This window comes from Nakamurella sp. PAMC28650 (assembly GCF_014303395.1).
Classification (GTDB): domain Bacteria; phylum Actinomycetota; class Actinomycetes; order Mycobacteriales; family Nakamurellaceae; genus Nakamurella.
Map to the genome: position 1 here is coordinate 1,791,148 of NZ_CP060298.1, position 21,645 is coordinate 1,812,792.

Consider the following 21,645-nt stretch of genomic DNA (forward strand, 5'->3'; position numbering starts at 1 on the left):
TCAGCGCTCCAACGTCTCCCGCACGGCCGTCTTCAGGAAGTGGAAAGCGTCCGGAATACCTCTCGGGTTGCCGGCCCGGTGCCCCCACACCCCCGGAATCACCTTCAATTCGGCGTGCCGGAGAAATGGCAGCTCGGCCTCGTTGTCCGCCACCCGGAAGTAGAGGTCCGTCTCGGTGGGCAGTAGCACGACTCTCGCGGTGATGCCGGCCAGCGCCGCCGGCAGATCACCGAGATACGGTTCGCCGTCACTGATGTCGGCCACCATCCAGGTCATCGCCTGCGCGTACAGGTTGGCGGCCCGGTTCTCGGCGAACGATTCCACCCAGTCGGTCTGCAGGAAGGTGTCCAGATCGGGTGCGTCGAGCGCTGTGCGGAAGAGTTCCTCGCGATAGAAATCCTGGCTGAGGCCCCAGCCCGCGTAGATGTGGGCGAAAGCGCGCAGGGCCAGGACAGGCTCCTCGGTGAACTGGCCTTCGCCGCGATGTTCCGGGGCCGCCTCCAGGGTGCGGAGCAACCCGGAGAGGAAAACTCTGTTGTGCAGGGACGTCCGGGCGCTGCCGCAGACGATGAAGGCCCGCTCGACGTCGTCCCCGAACCTGGCCGCCCAGTGGTAGGCCTGGATGGCCCCCATCGAGAAGCCGTACACCGCAGCAATTTTGCTCACTCCGAAGTGTTCGAGGAGCAGACGCCGCTGGGCCGACACGTTGTCGCCGGGGGTGACCACCGGGGGAAATCCCGGTGTCTCGGCCGCGCCGGAGGACAGGCCGTTGGAGAACATGTCGATGACGACGATGAAATACCGCTCCGGATCGAGGATCTGATCCGGACCGATCAGCCAGGTCAGGTCGTCGTGTTGTGCGGAATAGCTCGTCGGATAGACGATGACGTTGTCCCGGTCGGCCGAGAGGGTCCCGTGGGTCTGCCAGACGATCCGGGCGTCGGTGATGATGCCGCCTCGCTCGACCGGCAGGTCACCGAGCGCGAACGTGCCGTCGACGACGGGCCAGTTCATGAGATGGCCCCGACCGGTAGCAGGGCATGGACGCCCCATACGTCGTTGGCCACCTGAGTGACCCGTAGGTCGACAGTCGGGCTGGCCAAGGCCATGGCCGCCGCCTTGTCCAGCCCGTACAGCACCTGCATCCAGCCGAGCATGGCGTCCAGGGCCTGCGCCATCGCCTCGTTGAGGTCGGTGTCGAATCCGAAAGTGATGCGACCGGAGGGAGTCTCGGCGTGGATTCCCGGGATGGCCGGGGCGGTGACCAGGTCGAGGGTCGCCTGCGTCGTCATCGGGCATTCGATCGCCGTACCGCAGACCTCCCCGTCGCCCTGTCTTGCGTGACCATCGCCCAGGGTCAACAGCGCCCCCGGGGCATTCACCGGCAGGTAGAGGGTGGAACCCGCGCCCAGGCTCCGGCAGTCGATGTTGCCGCCGCCGACCGCGCGGGGCGGAATGGTGGAATGTTCACCGGGATCCGCGGGCGCGACCCCCATCACCCCGAGGAACGGATCCGTCCGGACCACGTGCTCCCACTGGTCGGTCGCGGTACCCGCGTCTGCGTCGATCTCCCAGAGCAGCCACGACGGTGGGTACTCGGTCAGGCCCAGTCGACGGTTCAGCAGATTGTCGCGGGCCGCGGCCACCGTCCAGCCCCAGGGGTCCGGCCGGAGGGAATCGATGCGAAGCGCCAGCACCATACCGGGTTCCGCGCTGCGAACGGCGATCGGTCCGGTCAGACAATGGCCGCGCGGCTCGGCGAACATGGTCGGTCGCTGCTCGCCCGGCGTCTGCTGGCGCTCGAGGAAACCGGAGGCGTCCAGCGAGCGGACGATCACCGTGTCGCCGGGGTCGACGGTCAGGACCGGCGATGCATCGCGGGAGAAGTAGTCGATGGTGGTCCCGGTCTCCGGATCCAGATGGTGCACGGTCATGGCGTTCCCAAGAATTATGGCGCAGCGATCAGGGTCTGGGTGTCCAGTGGATGGTGGCACGCCACCGCGTGGCGATCCTCGGTGGGTGCGAGCACCGGCTCCTGCTCGGCGCAGAGGTCGGTGGCGAGAGGGCATCTCGTGCGGAATCGACAGCCAGAGGGTGGGTCGATCGCCGACGGCAACTCGCCTCCCAGGGCCGCAGAGACTTGACCCCGCGCGCGCAGTGGATCCGGAACGGGAATCGAGGCGATGAGGCCGGCCGTGTACGGATGCCGGGGCGAGGAGTACACCTGGGCACTGTCACCGAGTTCGACCAATTTGCCCAGGTACATCACGCCGATCCGGTCGGCCAGATACTTCAGCAGCGAGAGATCGTGCGAGATCACCACGTAGGTGAGCCCGTAGCGATCCTGCAGCGAACGCATCAGGTTGAGGATCTGGGCCTGGATCGACACGTCCAGGGCCGACACCGGCTCGTCCGCGACGATCACCCTCGGCCGCAGCGACAACGCCCTGGCGATGGCGATCCGTTGACGCTGCCCGCCGGAGAACTCGTGTGCGTAACGGCCGCCGGCATCGGCCGGAAGGCCGACCGCGTCCAGCAACTCGGCGACCTGCGCCTGATTCTCGCGGCGGTTTCCGGAGCCCTGCGCGGCGAGCGGTTCCGCGACGAGGGCGGCGACCGTCATCCGCGGATCCAGGGCCGCGGACGAGTCCTGGAACATCATCTGCAGGTTGCGCCGCCGTTTGCGGAAGTCACCCGCGCCCAGCCGGGTGATGTCGGTGCCCTGGAACCGCACGCTACCGGAGCCGGGCTTCTCCAGACCGACCATCATCCGGCCGATGGTGGTCTTGCCGCAGCCGGATTCACCGACCAGGCCGAGGGTTTCGCCTTCCCGGACCGATAGCGTGACACCGGAGACCGCGTGCAGTTCGCGGCGTGGGCGGAACGGGAGCCCTCCGCGGAGACGGAAGTCCCGGTGCACGTCGAGCAACTCCAGCAGGGGGGCATCCGGCGTGATCGGCCGCTGGGCCCTGAGGTCCGTGTCGTCCGGAACCTGACCGGCCTCGGCCTCCTGTCGTGGGTGGAAGCAGGCGTAGGAATGATCCGGTGTGGAATCGACCAACTGCGGATCCTCGATCCGGCAGATGTCGGTGGCGAACCGGCAGCGCGGAGCGAACCGGCACATGGCCGGTAGCCCGCTCAGGCGTGGTGGGGTCCCGGGTATCGCCGCCAGTGATCGTCGGCTGTCCAGTTCGAGCGTCGGCATCGACTCGAACAGTGCCTCGGTGTAGCGGTGCCGGGGATCGGCGAAGAGATCCAGGGCCGAGGCCTGCTCGACGACGCGCCCGCCGTACATCACCGCCACCCGGTCCGCGTGGCCGGCGATGACGCCGAGATCGTGGGTGACCAGCAGGATCCCCATGGACAGTCGTGCCTTGAGGTCATCGAGCAACGTCAGGATCTGTGCCTGGATGGAGACGTCGAGCGCGGTGGTGGGCTCGTCAGCGATCAGCAGTGCGGGCTCGCAGACCAGGGCCAGTGCGATCATCACCCGTTGCCGCATCCCCCCGGACAGCTGGTGCGGATAGTCGCCCAGCCGTTCGCCCGGTCTCGGCATCCCCACCAGACCCAGCACCTCCCTGGCCCTGGTGCGCGCCGCCCGCAGTGAGCCTCCCCGGTGGATGCGGTACGCCTCGATGAGTTGGCTGCCGATGGTGCGGGTCGGGTTGAGACAGGTCATCGGGTCCTGGAAGATCATCCCGATGTCGCTGCCGCGCAGCCTGCGCATCTCGGGTTCGGGAAGGCCGGTCAGCTCCCGTCCGCCGAACTTCACGCTTCCACCGGTGATGCCGCCGCCCGGCGGCAGCAGCCGCAGGATCGACATGGCCGTCATGGTCTTGCCCGAACCCGATTCCCCGACGAGGCCGAGCGTCTCACCCGGTCTGATCGTCAGGCAGACGCCGTCGACCGGACGGATCCGGCCGTCCCTGGTGACGATCTCGGTCTGCAGTCCGGTGATCTCCAGCAGGGCTCCGGTCGGCGCCGGACGCAGCCCCACCACCGCACGGGTGGGCTTGGTCGGGTCGGTCATGCCGTCTTCCTCTCGTCCCGCAGCCGTGGCAACAGGAATGTGCGGAACGAGGTCCGCCGGCGGCCGTGCCGGGGATCGAGCACCGTCATGACGTAGTCGCCCAGGAAATTGGTCACCAGAATGGTGAGGGTGATGGCGATGCCCGGGAAGGTCGAGAGCCACCAGGCCATCGAGAGGTTCGACGCGCCGGCCGCCAGGTCGCTACCCCAGTCGGGTGCGGGCAGCCGCACACCGAGCCCGAGGAAGCTCAGGGTGGTGGCGGTGAGCACGGCCCAGCCGACACCGCTGCTGACCAGGACCACCACCTCGGTCGCAAGGTTGGGCAGCAGGTGCCGCACCGCGGTACGGGACGAGGTGGATCCGAAAACCCTGGCCGCCTGGACGAACTCGACCGAGCGAAGCCTGCGGACCGATGACTCGACCACGCGGGCGAAGCCCGGCGTGAAGGCGACGCCGACCGCCAGCACGATGGAGGGCACCCCCGACCCGACGGTGGAGATCAGGATCAGGGCGATCAACAACACCGGTAGCGCGAGCAGGACGTCGACGATGCGCATGGTCACCGCTCGCACCCAGCGCGGGCCCGAACCGCCGATCACCCCGATGGCGACGCCGGCGATGGCGGCGACGAGCACACCGCAGACGCTGGCGACGAGCACCGGGCGCACCCCGTAGATGTTGCGGCTGAACACATCCCGACCCAATTGGTCCGTACCGAACAAGTGCGTGCCGCTGGGCCCGGTGAGGATGTCGTCGCCGGTGGCGATCGGATCCTGGTGCGCGAGCAGGCCCGGCGCGAGCAGCACGACGAGGATGAGGACCAACGAGACGGTCACCGCCGCGCGGGAGAGAAGACGTCGTGCGGCGGACGTGCGCCGTCCCGGATCGCTCTCACCACCTCCGGCCGCAGGCAGCAGGCCGGCCTCTGCCGTCAACACCACGATGTTCGACGCACTCATGCTTGATCCTGGCTCATCGCTCATTCGCTCCGCTCATCTGCCCGTACCCTGCTCGTGCCCCGCTCGCACTCGCCCAAGATGCCTACTCATGCCGCCGCCGTCGCCAGGCGGGTACGCGGGTCGACCGCACCCACGATCAGGTCGATGATCAGGTTGATCACCACGTAGCCCCCGCCGATCAGGACCACCGCACCCTGCACCACCGGGATGTTCTTGCTGGTGATCGAGGTGGCCAGGAAGCTGCCGATGCCGGCACGGCCGAAGATCACCTCGGTGATCGCCGCGCCGGTCAGGATGTTCCCGAACTGCAGACCGATCGTGGTGATGGCCGGGATGGACGAGTTCCGCAGGGCGTGACGCATCAGCACCCGGAACTCCGAGGCACCGTGCGCCCTAGCGGCTTTCACGTAGTCCGAACGCAACTCCTGGATGATGCTGCCGCGTACCAATCTGGTCAGGATCGCCGAGTAACCCCAGCCCAGTGAGACCGCCGGGATGATCAGCGAGGCGATCGAGCCGTCGTCGATGGCCGGAACCCACTGCAGCTTGACGCTGAAGAACAGCACCAGAACGAGCGCGAGGAAGAAATACGGGATGGCTACGCCCAGGAACGAGAATCCACGACAGAGCCTGTCCGACAACGAGTTCGGCCGCACCCCGGCCACCAGACCCAGTGGTACCCCGATGATCACCGCGACCGCCAGCGCCGAGAAGGTCAGTATCAGGGTGCTCGGCGTCCGGGAGAGCAGCTCGTGGGCCACCGAGTTCTGGGTCGCGTAGGAGGTACCGAGATTGCCGTGCAGCAGCTGACCGAGGAAATCCAGGTACTGACGCGGGAGTGAATCGTTCAGACCGAGTTGTTGACGTAGTTGAGCGATCTGCTCGGGAGTGGAATTCGACCCGAAGAGGATGATCTGGGCCGGGTCACCCGGCATCAGATGGATCAACAGGAACGAGAGAATGGTGATGCCCAACAACACCGGTACCGCCGCAGCCAGTCTGCGCAGGACGAAATCCATCCCTCAGTCCACCTGCGTGCCGTGGAAGAGGATGTATCCGTTCAGGGTCGTGCTCACGTTCTTCACCGACGGGGCCATCGTGAAGGCACCGTTGACGTCCCACAGCGGCAGGTACATGGCGGCCTGCATCAAGGTGGTCCCCACCTGCTCGTAGAGGGTGTTGCGCGCCGCGTCGGCGGCCGTGGCGTTGGCCTTCGCGATCTTCGCATCCACCAGGGGGTTGGAATAGTGCGACCAGTTGAAGCCGGACTTGATGGCGTCGGAATTGGCCCAGATGTTCAACAGATACGGATCTGCGCCGTAGTAGCCGAACGCCCCGAGATTGTGGGTGCCGGCGTTGAACGAGCCCTGCGCCGTGGCCAACGGCTGGACGGTCGTGTTGGACGTGAAGCCGACCTTCGACAGTTCGGAGACGACGAATTGCGCGGGGAGTTCGAACCCGCCGCCGGTGAACAGCAGGATCTCCAGCGAGAGCTTCTTGCCGCCCTTGGTTCGGACCCCGTCGGAACCCTTGACCCAGCCTGCCGAGTCGAGCAGGGCGTTGGCCTTGTCGGGGTTGTAGGAGTAAAGCGCGCTCGAGGGCTTGCTGTACCCGGGGGTGATCGGGGTCAGCACGCTGTGGGCGGGGACGTCGACCCCGAACAGCACGTCCTTGGTCAGCTTCTCCTGGTCGACCGCATACATGATGGCCTGCCGGACCTTGATGTCGTCGGTCGGGAACTTGGTCACGTTGATCGGCATGCCACTGGGCGTACCGATCGACGGAACCGTCAGCTGGGTGAACTTGCCGGACTTCGACGCCGCCGAGATGTCGTTGGCCGGAGGGTTCATCGCGATCTGCAGCTGGCCCGCCTGCAACGCGTTGTAGCGGCCGCTGTCGTCCGGCACGATGCGGAAGGTCAGTTCCGAGAGCTTGGCCGGGCCGGTGCCGAGGACGGTGGGGCCCCACTTGTAGTCGGGATTGTTCTTCAACGTCAGGTGGTCGCCCGCGACGTACTCGCCGAAGGTGAACGGGCCGGTCCCCACGGGGTGGTTCCCGAATCCGGTGACACCGTACTTCGCCAGCGCCGTGGGGGAGATGATGCCGAAGTTCCCGGCCGCCTGCTGGTGCAGGAAACCGGCATTGGGTGCCGAGAAGATGATCTGCACGGTCGAGGCGTCGATGATCTTGGTTTCCTTGTAGGGACCTAGGGCGCCGAGTCCACTCTTCGACTTGGTGGCCGGGTCCACGACGTGGTCGTAGGTCGCCTTGACCGCTGCGGCGTCGAACTTGGTGCCGTCGTGGAAGGTCACATCGGTGCGGAGCTTGAACGTGTACGTGGTGGCATCGGCCGAGACCGTATAGCTGGTGGCAAGTCCGGGATGGAACTCGCTGGCCGCGCCGTTCTTGCCCGGCAGCCACCAGACCAGGGGGTCGAACAAGGCGAACGTGATGAGCAGGGTGAGCGCGAGGCCGGTCGCACCGGGATCCAGCGTGTCCGGGGTGGACGAGATACCCATCACCAGCTTGCCGCCGGCGGCCGCTGCGACGGGTGCCGCGGAAGGGACGGCAGCGCCGGCCCCGGACGTCGACGACGCGGCAGTGGCACCCGACGTGCTGGACGAGCCGCACGCGGCGAGGGCGAACCCGGCGGCGACGGCGCCGCCCAGTCCCAGCATGCTGCGCCGCGAGAACCGGCGGGCGGCGCTGGAGGAGAGAAGGACCGGATTCAACGGTCCTGGTGTCGACGGCGCCATCGCCGAAGGCGTCGCGTCGGTCACGTCTCGGTTGAGGTGCTCTGTCATGGATGAACTCCCTGGGTCTGCACACGAGAGAGCCCTTGAAGGCTCTGTATGTTGTATACGGGAATTCAAGACCATGTTTGTTTCGTGCGTGTCAACACCGAGGCGCATCTGGGCTACTTCTTGATTCCATCCGCCGTCCCCCGAATGACGCGGCGAACACCGGATGACGCAATGGTCGGGCGGTTGTCGCGAGGGCCGGGTAACCATTGACTACCAGAACAGCAGTTTGAGGCCCACGACGGTGCCGAACACGATGACGGCCGTGCGCAGCACACGAACCGGAAGCCGCCGAGCGATCCTGGCCCCGACGTAGCCGCCCAACAGACTGGCCACGGCCATGATCACCACCGGCAGCCAGGCCACCGGCCCGAAGATGACGAAGGCGATCATGGCCAGCGTGTTGATGGCCAGGGAAAGCGCGTTCTTGAGGCCGTTGATCGCCTGCAGGCCCAATGGCAGCAGAGTGCCGAGGACTCCCAACAGCATGATGCCCAGACCGGCACCGAAGTAACCCCCGTAGACGGAGGACAGCAGCACACCGAGGTAGACCCAGGCCCCCCGGTCACGGTGGCCGGCCTCTCGCCGCTGGGCGACCTTGGCGGCGAGAAGAGGCTGCACGGCGAAGATCGCGGTGGCGCCGAGGATCAGCCAGGGAACGAGGGCCGTGAAGGTCGCCGCCGGCGCGGTCAGCAACAGGAGCGACCCGATCGCCGAGCCGACCACGCTGACGGCTCCCAGGATGGTCAACCTACGGACATCAGCGGCCAACTCCTTGCGATAGCCGACCGCACCGCCGAGATATCCCGGCCACAGGGCCACCGTGTTGGTGACGTTGGCCGTGACGCTGCCGTATCCGGCGGCGAGCAACGCCGGGAACGAGATCAGTGACCCGCCACCGGCAACGGCGTTGAACGCCCCGGCCAGGACGCCGGCCCCACCCAGCAGGAGCCCGGTCCCCAGGTTCACCGCCCAACCGCATAACCGTAGCTTCCACGCGGATTCGCGGCCGCTCGCAGGAAGCCCGTCGTCGGATCGACGGCGACGGCGCTCAGGCGGCCGAGAGTCCAGTCCGGGGCGACCTCCACCAGATGACCGCGGCCTCGAAGGTCCTGGATGACCTCGGATCCGAACCGGGGCTCGACGACCAGCTCGGCCGGGGCGGAGCGCCGCGGCCAGAACGAGCTGGGAAAGTGGTTGCTGTGCATGTTGGGAGCGTCGATGGCGGCCTGGAGTCCCAGCCGGCCGTGCACCAGCGACAGGAAGAACATCAACGACCACTGATCCTGTTGGTCACCGCCCGGCGTGCCGAAAGCCAGCCAGGGTCGGCCGTCCCTGAGCGCGAAGGAGGGCGACAGAGTCGTTCTCGGTCTGCTGCCGGGCCTCAGCGAAGAAGCCAGATCCGGTTCCAGCCAGGCCATCTGAGCCCGTGAGCCCAACGGAAAACCCAGGTCCGCGATCGTCGGGGAGCTCTGCAGCCAGCCGCCACTGGGGGTTGCGGAGATCATCATTCCGGAGCGGTCGACGACGTCGAGGTGGCAGGTGTCGCCCCGTGTCGTCCCGTCGGCGTCCACCCCGGTCCCGCCCGGGAGGGCAGCAGGACCGGCGGCGTCGAACCCGGCCACCGTCGGCTCGCCCGCTCCCGCCGCACCGGCTCCGGCTGCCCCTGCGGTTCCGCTCGCAGCGGTGCGCAGCCGGGCCACCCCTGGCTCGCGTCCGTCCGGTCGACCCGGCCGGAGAACGGTGGACGCCGCCGGGCCGATGAGGGCCCGGCGGGTGACCGCATATTCTTCCGAGAGCAGCGTGGCGAGGGGGACGTCGACCACGTTCGGGTCGCCGTACCATGCCTCGCGATCGGCGAAGGCGAGCTTGCCGCATTCGACGACCGTGTGCAGGTAGTCGGCGGACAGGAAGCCGGCGGCGTCGAGGTCGAAGCCGGAGAGCAGTGAGAGCTGCTGCAGGAAAACCGGTCCCTGGCCCCAGGGACCGGTCTTGCAGACGGTGTAGGGGCCGTAGTCGAAGGTGACCGGATCTTCGACCGGACACTGCCAACCGGCGAGGTCGTCCCCGGTCAGCAAGCCCGCATGAGGCTCACCCGTGCTGTCCCTGACCTCCCTGGTGCAATGTGCGGCGATAGCATCTGCGACGAAACCCTCGTAGAACGCCCGCCGCGCGGCATCGATCTGCAGGCTGCGATCCGCGCCCGCCATTTCCGCTTCGTCGATGATGCGTCGCCACGTCGCGGCCAGCACCGGACTCGTCATGCGGCTGCCGACCGCGGGTACCTGGTCACCGGGCAACCAGGTGGCGGCGGAGGTCGGCCAGTCCCGCCGGAAGGTTCCCGCCACGGCCTGGATCGTCTCGGCGATCTGCGGCAGCATGGGCCAGCCCTGCTCGGCGATTCCGATGGCCGGCTCGAGCACCGCCCGCAGGGACCAGGTCCCCCACCGCTGGAGCAACAGCAACCACGCAGCCATCGCGCCGGGCACGGTGGCCGCGAGCAGGCCGGTACCGGGAACCTCGGTGAGGCCGAGCGAGTCGAAGTGTGCGATGGTCGCGGCCTGCGGTGTGACGCCCTGGCCGGCGATGACCTCCACCCGCTCCTCCGTGGGATCCCACAGCAGGATCGGCGCCTCGCCGGCCGGCCCGTTCAGATGGGGTTCGACCGCATGCAGGACGAAGGCCGCCGCGACTGCTGCATCCGCCGCATTGCCACCCCGCTCCAATACACTCATCCCGGTCGAGGACGCGAGGTAGTGGGTACTGGCGACCATTCCGAAGTCACCGGTGAGTTCGGGGCGCGTGGTGAACGGTGCTGACGTCACATGACCGCTTTCTCTGGGTTTCGACGGCGTATGGGTTTCGAGGGCGTCCGGATGGGTGGCGGGACATCCGCGACCTTGCCTTGGGTGTCTCGGCTACTGTATACAACATCGAACGCCCAGGGACAGTGCCGAAGAAGAATTGCGGTCGGTCGACGACCCGGGGTGGCGGTCGGTCAGACCAGTAGCCGGAAGGAGGCGCGGGCGGCCAGTACGTGCCGTCGAGCCTCCGCCTCGGACAGCTCACCGTCGCCGGAAGCGATGGCCTTGATCAGCACCTGGTGTTCAGCCCACGACTGCGGAGCCCGACCGGAGGCACTGTGCCGGAACAGCCACTGGCTGCGCTTGACCATCGGCGAGCCGATCCCGGCCAGGTAGGTGTTCTCGCTGAGTTCGAACACACAGGTGTGGAATTCGGTATTCAGATCGGCCAGGGCGTCCAGATCGCCGTTCGTCTTGGCGGTCTTGGCGCGGTCCTGGATGTCCTCCAGCCTGGCCAGTCCGGCGGGCTGGATCTTCTGGGATGCGAGCCGGGCGCTCAGGGGTTCGAGGGCGAGCCTGACGTCGAACAGGTTCTCCGCCTCCTGGGCCGACATGCTGGCCACGAAAGCACCACGCCTGGCCGTGACGTCGAGAAATCCCTCGCTGCTGAGCACGCGCATCGCCTCCCGGATGGGATTGCGCGAAACATCCAGGCGTTCGGCGAGGCGGTCCTCGATGAGCCGCTCCCCCGGGGACAGCTCACCACCGAGAATCATCCGACGAATCTCCGCCGCCACGACCTCGCGCAGTGGTTGGTGCGCGGCACCCGGGGTGGGCAGGGAATTGGTCGCAGTCATGGTTATAGATTCTATGCAGTCGCAGACCGATTTGACGCGGCCGCAGGTGAGACCCTGTGCACGATCGGTCGAGCGCGATGAAAGACATGATGGGAGATTCACCCTGCTGTGCCCCCGGGATGCTTGCCGGGCGGACTCCGACGAAAGATGAGGAAGGGTAACGACATGAATCGACCGGCCGAGATCTTCCGCTACCACCCGGGCCCGGAGGACTTCGTCTGGACGTTCGGTGGCGCTGCTGCGAAGGCGACCGTGCGTCCGGGGACGTTGCTCGAACTCTTCACCGAGGACTGTTTCGGGGGCGTTGTACGCAGTAAGGACGATCTGGTTTCGCTGGTCTGCAACTTTCCTTTCCTCAACCCGCAGACCGGTCCCTTCCACGTCGAGGGGGCCGAGCCCGGAGATACCCTCGCGATCCATTTCGTCTCGATCGAACCGGCACGTGACTGGGGAGCATCGACGACCGTCCCCCTCTTCGGAGCCCTCACCTCGACGGTCCACACCGCCACGCTGCAACCTCCGCTACCGGAGCGGGTGTGGATCTGGGCGTTGGACCTGGACACCCGGACCTGCACCTTCACCGCCCACGACTCGGCGCATCGGGTCGAGTTGCCGATCGATCCGATGCACGGGACGGTCGGGGTGGCTCCGGCCAACCTCGAGGTCAGGTCCGCCCTCGTGCCGGACGCGCACGGGGGCAACCTGGACTCGCCCGAAATGCGTGCCGGCGTCACCTGCTTTCTCGGCGTGTCGGTCGAAGGGGCCCTGTTCAGCCTCGGGGACGGCCACGCCAGACAGGGCGAGGGTGAGACCTGCGGCGTCGCAGTGGAAACCGCGATGAACACCGTCATCGTGATCGATCTGATCAAGGGCCGGTCGGCGCCCTGGCCACGGATCGAGTCCGATACCCATCTGATGTCGCTCGGGTCCGCGCGCCCGCTGGAGGACGCCTTCCGCATCGCCCAGCTCGATCTGCTGCGCTGGGTCGCGCAGGACTGCGGGCTCTCCGAACTCGATGCCTACCAACTGCTCTCGCAGGTCGTCGAGTCTCCGATCGCGAATGTCTGCGACACCAACTACACCTCGGTCGCCAAGGTGCGCAAATCGTGGGTGCCGGGACGATCGGCGACCACGGAAACCCACGAGCGGCTGAAGGCCATCGGCGCCGCGTATCTGGCCGACCTCGCGGCCGCTGCCGGAAAGGAGACAGAATGAGCATCACAACTCTCGGTTCGTCCCCGTCCGACGAGGGTCTCGTGCCTTTACAGGTCACGATCGAGGGCCGTCCGGAAATGGTGTCGACCTGGTATCGAATCGTGGGCGGGCCTCTCGACCGGGGTGCGCGCGGCCCGGCTCCGCTGATCGTGGCCCATGGCGGTCCTGGCGCGACCCATGACTATCTGTTGTCCATCGCGGAACTGGCCGTGAACGGCCGCGCCGTCATCTTCTACGACCAACTGGGCAACGGCAGGAGTACGCACCTACCGGAGCAGGGCGCTGATTTCTGGACCGTTGATCTGTTCGTCCAGGAATTGCAGAATCTGGTGAAGGCTCTCGGATTGGAGAATGGTCACCACCTTCTCGGCCAGTCCTGGGGTGGTTTCCTGGCGCAGGAGTACGCACTCACCTCGCCGGTCGGTCTGTCCTCCCTGGTGCTCGCCGACACCGCCGCCTCGTTCCCGGAGTTCCTGGCCGAGTGCAACCGGCTGCGCGAGTTGTTGCCCGCCGACGTCCAGCAAACACTCGTCGATCACGAAAAAGCAGGAACGACCGGTGATCCCGAGTATCTGGCCGCCTGTGATGTGTTCTACCGGCGGCATGTCTGCCGACTCGACCCATGGCCGCCCGAGGTGGTCGAGTCCTTCGCGTGGATCGACCGTGACCCGACCGTCTACCACACGATGAACGGCCCCAGCGAGTTCCACGTCATCGGGTCCATCAAGGACTGGAGCGTGCGGGACCGACTGTCGGAGATCGCGCTCCCGACCCTGCTGGTGTCCGGTGCCCACGACGAGGCAGGGCCGGCCGTGCAACAGACCCTGCTGGACGGAATCCCCGGCTCCAGCTGGCATCTGTTCGAGCACTCCGCACACATGCCTCACGTGGAGGAACGGGACGCCTACGTGGAGGTCCTGAACCACTGGTTGGCCCAGCACGACCCAGGTCGCTGAATCGCCGCGGTCGCCGCATCCGACGGGTTCATCAGGATCCGGGCGAGAAGCGAGGTGCCGGGCTTGCATTCGCAAGCACGAGGCCTTCGCAGAACTACGTTCGTAAATGTTCACGCTGAGTGCCCGGCGTCCGGCATTCGTGTGCCGATGAGTAGTGGAAGGTGCGGAAGAAGCTCGGGCCGAACCCATTGCGGGCCCGATCGAAAGTAGTCTTCGCGGACGTCTGGACCCTCCCGGCGCCCGGCGCCGACACCACCGCACCGACGGTCGCCCTTTCGTCTGATCCGGTCGCTCCCGACGGGACCAACGGCTGGTACCGGGGTCCGGTGACGTTGACGGCCACCGCCGTCGACGACGTCGATCCCTCCCCGGTGGTCTCGGCAGTGGTCGATGGTGCTGCAGCCGCACAGATCTCGGCGCCGATCAGCTTCATCACGGACGGCCGGCACACCGTCTCGGTGACCGCCGGCGATGCCGTCGGGAACGTCTCGGCGGCGTCGAGCTGGTCCGCGAAGGTCGACATGACCGCCCCGGTGTCGAACGCCATTGTCGACGAGGTGGCCCGCACGGTGAGTTTCACCGCCGCGGACGACACGTCCGGGGTGTCCAGGGTCGAGTACCAGCTTGCAACCGGCTCCTGGCTGCCCACAAGCACTTCGGTCACGGTCGGGCCGGCTGCCGTCCTGGTCCACTACCGTGCGGTCGACCAGGCCGGAAACATCGAGGCAGTGCACCAGGTCTCGGTGCCGAAGGCCGGCGTCACGCTGCTGGCGTCGAATACTGTCGCAGTGCTGTCCGGCACTTCGGTGGTGGCGGGCGGATCCGTCACGTTGAGCACCAGGGTCGCCGGCTCGGGTGCGGTCCCGACCGGAACGGTGCGGGTCACCTCGCACGGGGTGCAGGTCGGACAGGTCGTCCTGTCCGGCGGCCGGGCGGTACTGACCGTCCGGGCCGGTGCGTTCCTGCCGGGCACCTACCGGTTGCTGGTCGGCTATTCCGGTAGCGCGATCTACTCGGCGTCCTCCGACACCGTTGCGCTGACGGTGCTCAAGGCCTCCTCGATCACCTCGGTCACCCTGTCGCCGACCACCGTCGCCTACGGATCCGCGGCGAGAGCGACTGTTCGCGTGAGCGTCTCCGGCCTGGCGGCGACCGGCGTCGTCACCATCACCGACGGGCGAGCGGTGCTCGGCCAGGGTCGGCTGTCGCACGGCGCGGTGACCATCACCCTGCAGAGCAGGTCGGCCGTCGGCACCCACTGGCTCAGGGCGTCCTACGCCGGCGACGCGTCGGTCGGACCGTCGGCGGGGACGGCGAAGCTGGTCGTGGTGAAGACATCCGCGCGGGTCCAGGCGGCGGCCGCATCGGTCCGGGCGTCGGCGAGAGCCACCGTCGGCGTGTGGGTCCTGACGACCCCGTCGTCGATCATCGCGGCCGGTGTCGTCACCGTGAGGGTGCTGATCGGCGCCCGGACCGTGGCCTCTGGCACGGCCCGGTTGTCGGGTGGTCGGGTGTCGGTGTCGCTTCCGAAGCTGGCGGCGGGCCGCTACCACCTGACGGTCGACTACTCCGGGAGCACGGTCGTCGCGGCGGCATCGGCGAGCACTGCCCTGACCGTCACCCGGTGAGGTCCGGTCGGGGCGTCTGTTGAACCAAGTGGTGCAGCACAGTGCCCCGGGCCCAACGGGTCCGGGGCACTTGCATGCGGCTGACAGGTCGTCGCGCGATCTGGGGGGAGTGGCCGACCTGCTGTCAGGGATTGATGATGACCTTCAGTGCCGAATTGGCCGAGGCATTGCGGAAGACCTCGTAGGCCTCGTCGATCTGGTCGAAGGTGAACGTGTGGGTTCCCATCTTCTCCGAGGGGATTCGCCCGCTGGCCACCATCTTGAGCAAAGTCGGAATGGAGACGGTGTCGACCAGACCCATCGTGAGCTTGATGTTCTGGATCCACATGTCCTGCATCGGCAGCGAGACGGGTGCACCGTGCACGCCGACGTTGGCGCTCGTGCCTCCGGACGAGGGATATCGCCGTCAGGAGGGTCTCGGGATATCCGACCGCCTCGATGGCCACGTCCACCCCGAGACCATCGGTCATCGCGAGGACTTCGGCGACGACGTTCGGTCCGACTTCCACGGTATCGGTGGCACCCATCTCGAACGCCTTCTCCAACCGGAACTTGTTGGAGTCGATCGCGATGACCCTGGAGGCACCGAAGAGCCCGGTGGTCAGGATCGCGGACAGCCCGACGGCGCCGGCACCGACGACGGCCACCGTGTCGCCGGGCTTCACACCGCCGGCGAGGACGCCGACCTCGTATCCGGTCGGAAGGGAGTCGGCGAGGAAGATGGCCTGCTCGTTCGAAACGCTGCTGGGGATCGAGTACAACGAGGTGTCGGCGTAGGGGACACGGACCAGCTCCGCCTGCGTGCCGTCGATCAGGTGGCCGAAGATCCAGCCGATGCCTCCGACGCTCTGGCAGTGTGACGGCATGCTGCGCTGGCAGTACTCACATCGTCCACATTTCGTGACGGCCGGTACCAGCACCCGGTCACCGACGGCAAAACCGGCGATGGCGGAACCGATCTCGACGATGGTCCCGACCGCTTCGTGTCCGAGAATTCGACCCTGAGTGACGGCCGCGACATCGCCGGCGAGGATGTGCAGGTCGGTGCCGCAGATCGTGGTGGTGTCCACCCGGACGATGGCATCGGTCGGTTGCGCGATGACCGGGTCTGCGACCTCCTCCCAGGCTTTCTCTCCCGGACCGTGATAGACGAGCGCCTTCATCGGAGCCTCCATTGGCTGAGTTGGAATCGCTGGAGCCCATCAAGAATAGTCGATCCCGGAAGTCACGACCGTGTCGATCCGGGACGAATTCGAATTCTCCTCGGAGTGGAAATCAGTTTGCATCCGTCATCGTGACAAATAGTGGGCTATGGGAAAAGTGCCCCTGCAGCTCCCGACGTCTGCTTGCAGGAGGATCTGAATCCCGACGGATCTGTCCGGTATCGCCCGGGCGGCTCGAGATCGGTCGCTGCTAGCGAGCCGACCACGTCCGCAGGGTTCCCCGCCGGCGCGTTCCCCGCCGGCGCCCGGCCGTCGGGGTCGACCAGATGCGTCCAGGGTTGTCGAGGGCTTCCGGGGCTGTCCAGGCATACTGGGAGATCGACGGTAAGGGGTGCTGTGGGCGAAGTGAGCATGCGCGACGTCGCGGATCTGGCGGGGGTGTCGGTCAAGACCGTGTCGAACGTGGTCCGGGATTGGCCTCACGTCACACCGCAGACGCGCAAGCGCGTACAGGACGCATTGGACAGCCTCGGGTATCGGATGAACCTTTCCGCCCGCACGCTCCGGAGCGGGCGGTCGGGGATCATCGCGCTGGCGGTACCTTCCCTGGATTCGCCCTACTTCGCCGAACTGACCTCCGAACTCGTCCGGCAGGCGGCCGGTCTCGGATGGGCGATTCTGGTGGACCAGACCGATGCCGACCCGGATCGGGAGCGACATGTGGTCGAGGGTCTCAGCGGCCGGCTGATCGACGGCCTGATCTACAGCCCGTCGGCGCTCTCTCCCGCCGATATCGCCGACCTTCGGCCCCAACGAACGCCGATGATCCTGCTGGGCGAGCACGTGCCGGATCATTCCGGGGATTCGGTGGCGATCGACTACGAGGAAGCTTCCCGGCAGATGACCGAATACCTCCTCTCGATCGACCGGCAGATCGCAGTGATCGGTCTTCAACGGAAACTGACGGATGATGCGTCCCGACTGCGGGCTGCCGGCTTCGATGCCGCACTGACCGGCGCGGGCATCGAGGTCAGGGATATCCCGCACCTCGAAGTGGAGGCCTTCTCCCGAGTCGAAGGTGCGCGTGCGATGAAGGACCTGCTCGACCGTCCGCGTCGCCCGAGGGTGGTGTTCTGCTTCAGCGATCTGTTGGCACTGGGTGCGGTGCACGAGGCTCGTCGGCAAGGTCTGCGGATTCCACACGACGTCGCCATCGCGGGCTTCGACGACGTCGAGGAGGGTCGGTTCACCAGTCCGACGCTGACCACGGTGAGGCCGGACAAGCCGGGCATCGTCGAGGCCGCTCTGCGGTTCCTCCAGGATCGACTGGACGGCCACGACGCTGACCAGAACCACGACTCACGACGGGCGACACCGGGTTTCGAGCTCATCGTGCGGGAGAGCACCCGGCTCTGATGACCGGTCCGCGCCCTGGGGCCGGTCTGTCCGGCACCTCCGTGCGGTCGTTGTACATCGATGTACACATCCATGTACCGTGGTGGAATGCAGACACGTGAGATTGGAAATGGCACCGTCGGGCGCATCGAGGTCGGCGCGATCGGCCTCGGGTTGATGACCTTCGACCAGACCGGGACGCAGCCCCGTGAGCAGCTCGCCGGGACCGTCAGAGCTGCCCTCGAGGCCGGCGTCACGCTGTTCGACACCGCGGATGCCTACGGGCCCGGTGAGGAACTGGGCGCCGACACGCAGGGCGCGAACGAGACCCTGATCGCCGGGCTGCTGGATGAACTGGGGGTCCGGGACCAGGTGGTGCTGGCGACCAAGGGCGGCCACACCCGCACCGCGGACGGCGGCTGGGGAGTCGATGGGTCGCATGATCACCTGATCGCGGCCGTCGATGACAGCCTGCGCCGATTGGGTGTCGACCAGATCACCCTGTGGCAGCACCACCGTCCCGACCCGGCGGTCGGTTTCGACGAGATCGTCGAGACCCTGAAGGAGATCTACGCGTCGGGCAAGGTCCGGATGATCGGCCTGTCCAATGTCGATCCCGCGCAGATCCGTCTGGCTCACGGCGTTCTGGGCGATGCCCTGGTGAGCGTCCAGAACCAGTTCTCCCCAGCGTTCCGCAGCAGCCGGCCCGAGATCGACGTCTGCGACGAGCTCGGCCTCGCCTTCCTGCCCTGGAGTCCGCTGGGCGGACTGGGCGATGCGAAGGAGCTTGCGGCCAAGCACCCCACTTTCGCCGAGGTCGCACAGGAACTGTCGGTGAGCGCCCAGCAGGTTGCGCTCGCGTGGGAGCTGGCGCAGTCACCCGTCGTCATCCCGATCCCTGGCGCCAAGCGGGCATCCTCGATCAGCGACTCCGCCGCCGCCGCCGAGATCCAGCTGACCCAGGAGCAGCTCAACCGGCTCGACAAGGACAGCTGAGCCCACGGCGCAGCCAAAGACCCACTACGTTCAAACCCTCCGCGGATTTGCGAGGGTCGATGGCGGACTTGACGGTCCGACATCTACCAGTAGCTATGGTCGTAGGGCCTGTAGTGGAAGCCGAATGTTTTGCGGGCGCCGGCAGACATCTAACCGGACGTCAAACCGTCCCAGAGGTTGTTCTCGGTATAGAGGCGCTCGACCTCGTCGAGTTCGACATCAGCGTCTGGAGCGTCGGTGACCACCGGCCCGGCGACCCACCACTCGGCCCCGGGCAACCCGGCCGACAGGTAGGCGCGGGTGCCAGGCGAGTTAAGCTGACTGGATGGTCTGCGCGTTACCTTCACCTCGCCGTGCACCGGCTCCCAGAGCGTGGAGTCTTCGACCCGCTCCTCTAGGACGACCGCGTCATACCACCTCCACACGATCACCTCGGTTCCGCCGGATGTGCGTGCGACCGCTACCAGATGGCTCGGCGAGACCCGCTCCGTGCGAGGCCGTGGGAATTGTGCGGCGTAGCCAACCCATCGCCGATGGCCGTCGATCAAAATCTCGCACTCCTCGTCTTGGACCCGGAGCACGATGCCGGGGCGTAGCCGCGGCTGGACTGAGCGCTCGCTGCTCGTGACGGCGGAGCCTGCGCACGGTCTGGGGTTGTTCTGAATGCACATCTTTGGTCACCTCTGTGAGGAAGGCGTTCCCGGCTGAACTTCTCAGTCAGCACGAGAAGGCGCACAAACGGGTATCGACACGGGTGTGGCACCTCCTCTCGATCGACGTGAACCAAGAGCCTGTCACAGTGCAGTCACGGCTGGGAAAGCAGGGCAGGTGCCGTCTCGGCGCGTCCGTCGCCTGGGGCAGTCGAGGCGCCCAAAGGTGGATCATCTATCGGATGGTCGGAAGGCAGGCAGACGATCGGTCGGCGAGTTCGTCGAGGAATTCCGATGTTCACGTTCATGCTCAGGGGATGTTCGAAACGCAGCGGCGAGATTGGCGCGAGCTTCGACTCGCGGGCGACGTTCGTGCGGGTCGACGCATACGCGGCGAGATCCGCAAGATGCAGTGGTCCTTCGTCAAACGGTCCTGGGCCTGGCTGCTGAGCGGGGTCGCGCTCGGTGCGGGCTGCACCGCCGCGGTTCTGCTCGTCGTGCATGGATCCTTCGCCCGGGGCCTGGTTGTCGGTGCAGCCACGGTGCTGGTATTCGGTGGGCTCGCTGTCGTGGTCATGCAGCTGACCGGCAGTGCGCCGCTCGGGATGGGCGCCCAAGCCGAGGTCTGGACGGCCAGCGAACTTCGTCCTCTACGCCGGCACGGCTGGCGGATTGCCAATCATCTCTTGCTGCGGTTCGGCGATATCGACCACCTGCTCGTCGGCCGGCACGGCGTACTCGTCATCGAGACGAAATGGAGCGCCGACATATGGAGCCTCGAAAGCGACCGCGTCAACAAGGCTCTCCTGCAGGTGCAACGCAACGCCCGCGACATCCGCCTCTGGCGACCCGAGCTACGGCACGGCTCACCCGAGGTTGTCCGACCGGCGCTGTTCCTCTGGGGCGGTACCCGCTCTGATGTCTCCAAGCCCGATGACGTCGAGACGATCAACGGTGTCGATGTCATTTACGGACTCACCGCAGCGCGCCGATGGCGTGAAGCTCTTACCCAGCGTAGGGGGACGCCCGAGCTGTCCGATGATCAGGTCACAGCGATCTGGGATGCTGTGAAGACCAACGCCCACAACTTGGATCAGCGCGAACAGCGCGCGCCCACGCCGCCTTCCATCGCCAGCATCTTCATGCTGGCAATCAGCACCTTCCTCGCCGCGACCCTCGCCGTACTTACCTGCTTGTACTCGTTTCAAGCCATCACGCCCGCATTGGCCCGCGTCACGCTGGTTGCGGCCTTCGCAGCCATCGGACTGCTGGCACGGCGCTGGAAACCCACCCGTATGATCGCACTCGGCTGGCTCGCCGGCACCGGATTCACCGCCGCATTCGCACTCGCCGTGACACTGACAGGCTGAGCACCACGAACGCGCATTTCCACCAAAACAATGCCTGTCGAACAAAGTCGTTCGCCCACGTTCGGCGCGCTGAGCAGTCCTGGCCCTGACAGCGTTTCGACGCCAGTTCGTTGTCCCGAGAGTGTCAGTCCGCGACCGACGGGGAGCGGCCCTCCTGTCGTATCAGCCCACGTGGACCACGTCAGCTGGTGAGCGCGGTAAGCGACGCGACGCCGATTGGCAAGACGCCCGGCAGGGCGTGCGACGTCATCGGAACTCCGCCGGGACCCGTCAGGTAGCCGAACGCGTCCACCAGATAGCCACCGGCGAAAAGCCACGCCGCCTCGCACTGCGATACCCCGCACACGACATCGGCGCCGATCATGCCCGGAGACCCGGATATGGGAATGCAGTGTGCGCTCGCGCCTGCGGCAGCGGACTGGCAGCCGGCCACCGTTGATGCGGTGATCGTGATCCGCACCGTCCAGAGCAATTTGCCCGAACCCGGGTAGGTGACCTCCAGCAACCGATTACCGCGGCACGCGCTGGTCGGCTGGGCCGTGCGCTTCGTCCCCGCCGGCAGCAGCTTCGCAGCTGCCGTGATGGCTCGGCTGACTCCCGCGACGCACTGCGCACCGGTCAGGCCCGTGAACGAAGTGCTCGAGGAGGTCGTGGGGTGAGTGCTCGTGCTCGAGCCGTTCGACAGTGCCCTGTCCAGGGAAGCGGTGCTGGCCGGGGTCGCCCCATTCGTCATCCGCGACGCCGGTGGTGCACCGCTGATCGGGATACCGGCCGAGGCGTGGGAGGTACACCCTTGACTGTGGCGACCTGGGCGGGAAACT

Annotated in this window: 18 protein-coding genes and 1 pseudogene; 7 read left to right on the forward strand and 12 right to left on the reverse strand. The window is 66.8% G+C overall.

Annotation, left to right across the window (positions count from 1 at the left end; translation table 11 throughout):
• The 9 genes from H7F38_RS08115 to H7F38_RS08155 form a co-directional block, all read right to left on the reverse strand.
• Positions 1 to 1,014 carry an alpha/beta fold hydrolase gene (locus H7F38_RS08115; RefSeq protein ID WP_187093640.1) on the reverse strand — a complete coding sequence of 338 codons (1,014 nt, stop codon included), beginning with the start codon at positions 1,012 to 1,014 and terminating at the stop codon, positions 1 to 3.
• Positions 1,011 to 1,934: an acetamidase/formamidase family protein gene (locus H7F38_RS08120; RefSeq protein ID WP_187093641.1), complete on the reverse strand. Its 924-nt coding sequence runs from the start codon at positions 1,932 to 1,934 to the stop codon at positions 1,011 to 1,013. Before H7F38_RS08120 ends, H7F38_RS08115 begins: the two co-directional genes overlap by 4 nt.
• Before the next feature lie 14 nt (positions 1,935 to 1,948).
• A complete protein-coding gene (locus tag H7F38_RS25915; protein ID WP_187093642.1) occupies positions 1,949 to 4,030 on the reverse strand; it encodes an ABC transporter ATP-binding protein in 2,082 nt (693 codons plus the stop codon).
• Positions 4,027 to 4,989 carry an ABC transporter permease gene (locus H7F38_RS08130; RefSeq protein ID WP_187093643.1) on the reverse strand — a complete coding sequence of 321 codons (963 nt, stop codon included), beginning with the start codon at positions 4,987 to 4,989 and terminating at the stop codon, positions 4,027 to 4,029. The genes H7F38_RS25915 and H7F38_RS08130 overlap by 4 nt, the downstream gene beginning before the upstream one ends.
• A gap of 86 nt (positions 4,990 to 5,075) precedes the next feature.
• Positions 5,076 to 6,008 (reverse strand): ABC transporter permease, encoded by a 933-nt coding sequence (locus tag H7F38_RS08135; protein ID WP_187093644.1) that lies wholly within the window; start codon positions 6,006 to 6,008, stop codon positions 5,076 to 5,078.
• A 3-nt stretch (positions 6,009 to 6,011) separates the two neighbouring features.
• Positions 6,012 to 7,793, reverse strand: a complete 1,782-nt coding sequence (locus tag H7F38_RS08140) for an ABC transporter substrate-binding protein (protein ID WP_187093645.1) — start codon at positions 7,791 to 7,793, stop codon at positions 6,012 to 6,014.
• Positions 7,794 to 8,003: 210 nt separating this feature from the next.
• Positions 8,004 to 8,759 carry a sulfite exporter TauE/SafE family protein gene (locus H7F38_RS08145; RefSeq protein WP_187093646.1) on the reverse strand — a complete coding sequence of 252 codons (756 nt, stop codon included), beginning with the start codon at positions 8,757 to 8,759 and terminating at the stop codon, positions 8,004 to 8,006.
• Positions 8,756 to 10,564 carry a gamma-glutamyltransferase family protein gene (locus H7F38_RS08150; RefSeq protein ID WP_187094555.1) on the reverse strand — a complete coding sequence of 603 codons (1,809 nt, stop codon included), beginning with the start codon at positions 10,562 to 10,564 and terminating at the stop codon, positions 8,756 to 8,758. Before H7F38_RS08150 ends, H7F38_RS08145 begins: the two co-directional genes overlap by 4 nt.
• Before the next feature lie 224 nt (positions 10,565 to 10,788).
• Complete coding sequence (locus tag H7F38_RS08155) at positions 10,789 to 11,451, reverse strand: GntR family transcriptional regulator (RefSeq protein WP_187093647.1); 663 nt, start codon at positions 11,449 to 11,451, stop codon at positions 10,789 to 10,791.
• Between the two features lie 165 nt (positions 11,452 to 11,616).
• Here H7F38_RS08155 and H7F38_RS08160 point away from each other — a divergent pair, with 165 nt between their 5' ends.
• The 3 genes from H7F38_RS08160 to H7F38_RS08170 all read left to right on the forward strand — a co-directional run bounded on the left by H7F38_RS08160 (position 11,617) and on the right by H7F38_RS08170 (position 15,250).
• The gene (locus H7F38_RS08160; RefSeq protein ID WP_187093648.1) at positions 11,617 to 12,666 is read left to right on the forward strand and encodes an acetamidase/formamidase family protein; all 1,050 of its coding nucleotides are present in this window, start codon (positions 11,617 to 11,619) and stop codon (positions 12,664 to 12,666) included.
• Positions 12,663 to 13,622, forward strand: coding sequence for a proline iminopeptidase-family hydrolase (locus H7F38_RS08165; RefSeq protein ID WP_255498285.1), 960 nt, complete (start codon positions 12,663 to 12,665; stop codon positions 13,620 to 13,622). The genes H7F38_RS08160 and H7F38_RS08165 overlap by 4 nt, the downstream gene beginning before the upstream one ends.
• 161 nt (positions 13,623 to 13,783) lie before the next feature.
• Positions 13,784 to 15,250 (forward strand): Ig-like domain-containing protein, encoded by a 1,467-nt coding sequence (locus H7F38_RS08170; RefSeq protein WP_187093649.1) that lies wholly within the window; start codon positions 13,784 to 13,786, stop codon positions 15,248 to 15,250.
• Positions 15,251 to 15,374: 124 nt separating this feature from the next.
• On the opposite strand, the pseudogene H7F38_RS26565 reads toward H7F38_RS08170, so the two are convergent.
• Positions 15,375 to 16,413, reverse strand: a pseudogene (locus tag H7F38_RS26565) (alcohol dehydrogenase catalytic domain-containing protein).
• 411 nt (positions 16,414 to 16,824) lie between these two features.
• Between H7F38_RS26565 and H7F38_RS08180 the strand changes: the two are divergent.
• Both H7F38_RS08180 and H7F38_RS08185 read left to right on the forward strand, forming a co-directional pair.
• Positions 16,825 to 17,829 (forward strand): LacI family DNA-binding transcriptional regulator, encoded by a 1,005-nt coding sequence (locus H7F38_RS08180; RefSeq protein WP_255498401.1) that lies wholly within the window; start codon positions 16,825 to 16,827, stop codon positions 17,827 to 17,829.
• An 87-nt stretch (positions 17,830 to 17,916) separates the two neighbouring features.
• Positions 17,917 to 18,804: an aldo/keto reductase gene (locus tag H7F38_RS08185; protein WP_187093651.1), complete on the forward strand. Its 888-nt coding sequence runs from the start codon at positions 17,917 to 17,919 to the stop codon at positions 18,802 to 18,804.
• A 149-nt stretch (positions 18,805 to 18,953) separates the two neighbouring features.
• Here H7F38_RS08185 and H7F38_RS08190 read toward each other — a convergent pair whose 3' ends face one another.
• Complete coding sequence (locus H7F38_RS08190; RefSeq protein ID WP_187093652.1) at positions 18,954 to 19,475, reverse strand: hypothetical protein; 522 nt, start codon at positions 19,473 to 19,475, stop codon at positions 18,954 to 18,956.
• A gap of 296 nt (positions 19,476 to 19,771) precedes the next feature.
• Between H7F38_RS08190 and H7F38_RS08195 the strand changes: the two genes are divergently transcribed.
• The gene (locus H7F38_RS08195) at positions 19,772 to 20,824 is read left to right on the forward strand and encodes a nuclease-related domain-containing protein (RefSeq protein ID WP_187093653.1); all 1,053 of its coding nucleotides are present in this window, start codon (positions 19,772 to 19,774) and stop codon (positions 20,822 to 20,824) included.
• A 181-nt stretch (positions 20,825 to 21,005) separates the two neighbouring features.
• Here H7F38_RS08195 and H7F38_RS08200 read toward each other — a convergent pair whose 3' ends face one another.
• Positions 21,006 to 21,329 carry a hypothetical protein gene (locus H7F38_RS08200; protein WP_187093654.1) on the reverse strand — a complete coding sequence of 108 codons (324 nt, stop codon included), beginning with the start codon at positions 21,327 to 21,329 and terminating at the stop codon, positions 21,006 to 21,008.
• Positions 21,330 to 21,489: 160 nt separating this feature from the next.
• On the opposite strand from H7F38_RS08200, the gene H7F38_RS25930 reads away from it, so the two are divergent.
• On the forward strand, positions 21,490 to 21,621 hold the full coding sequence (locus tag H7F38_RS25930) for a hypothetical protein (RefSeq protein ID WP_255498288.1): 132 nt from the start codon (positions 21,490 to 21,492) through the stop codon (positions 21,619 to 21,621).
• The last annotated feature ends 24 nt before the right edge of the window (positions 21,622 to 21,645 follow it).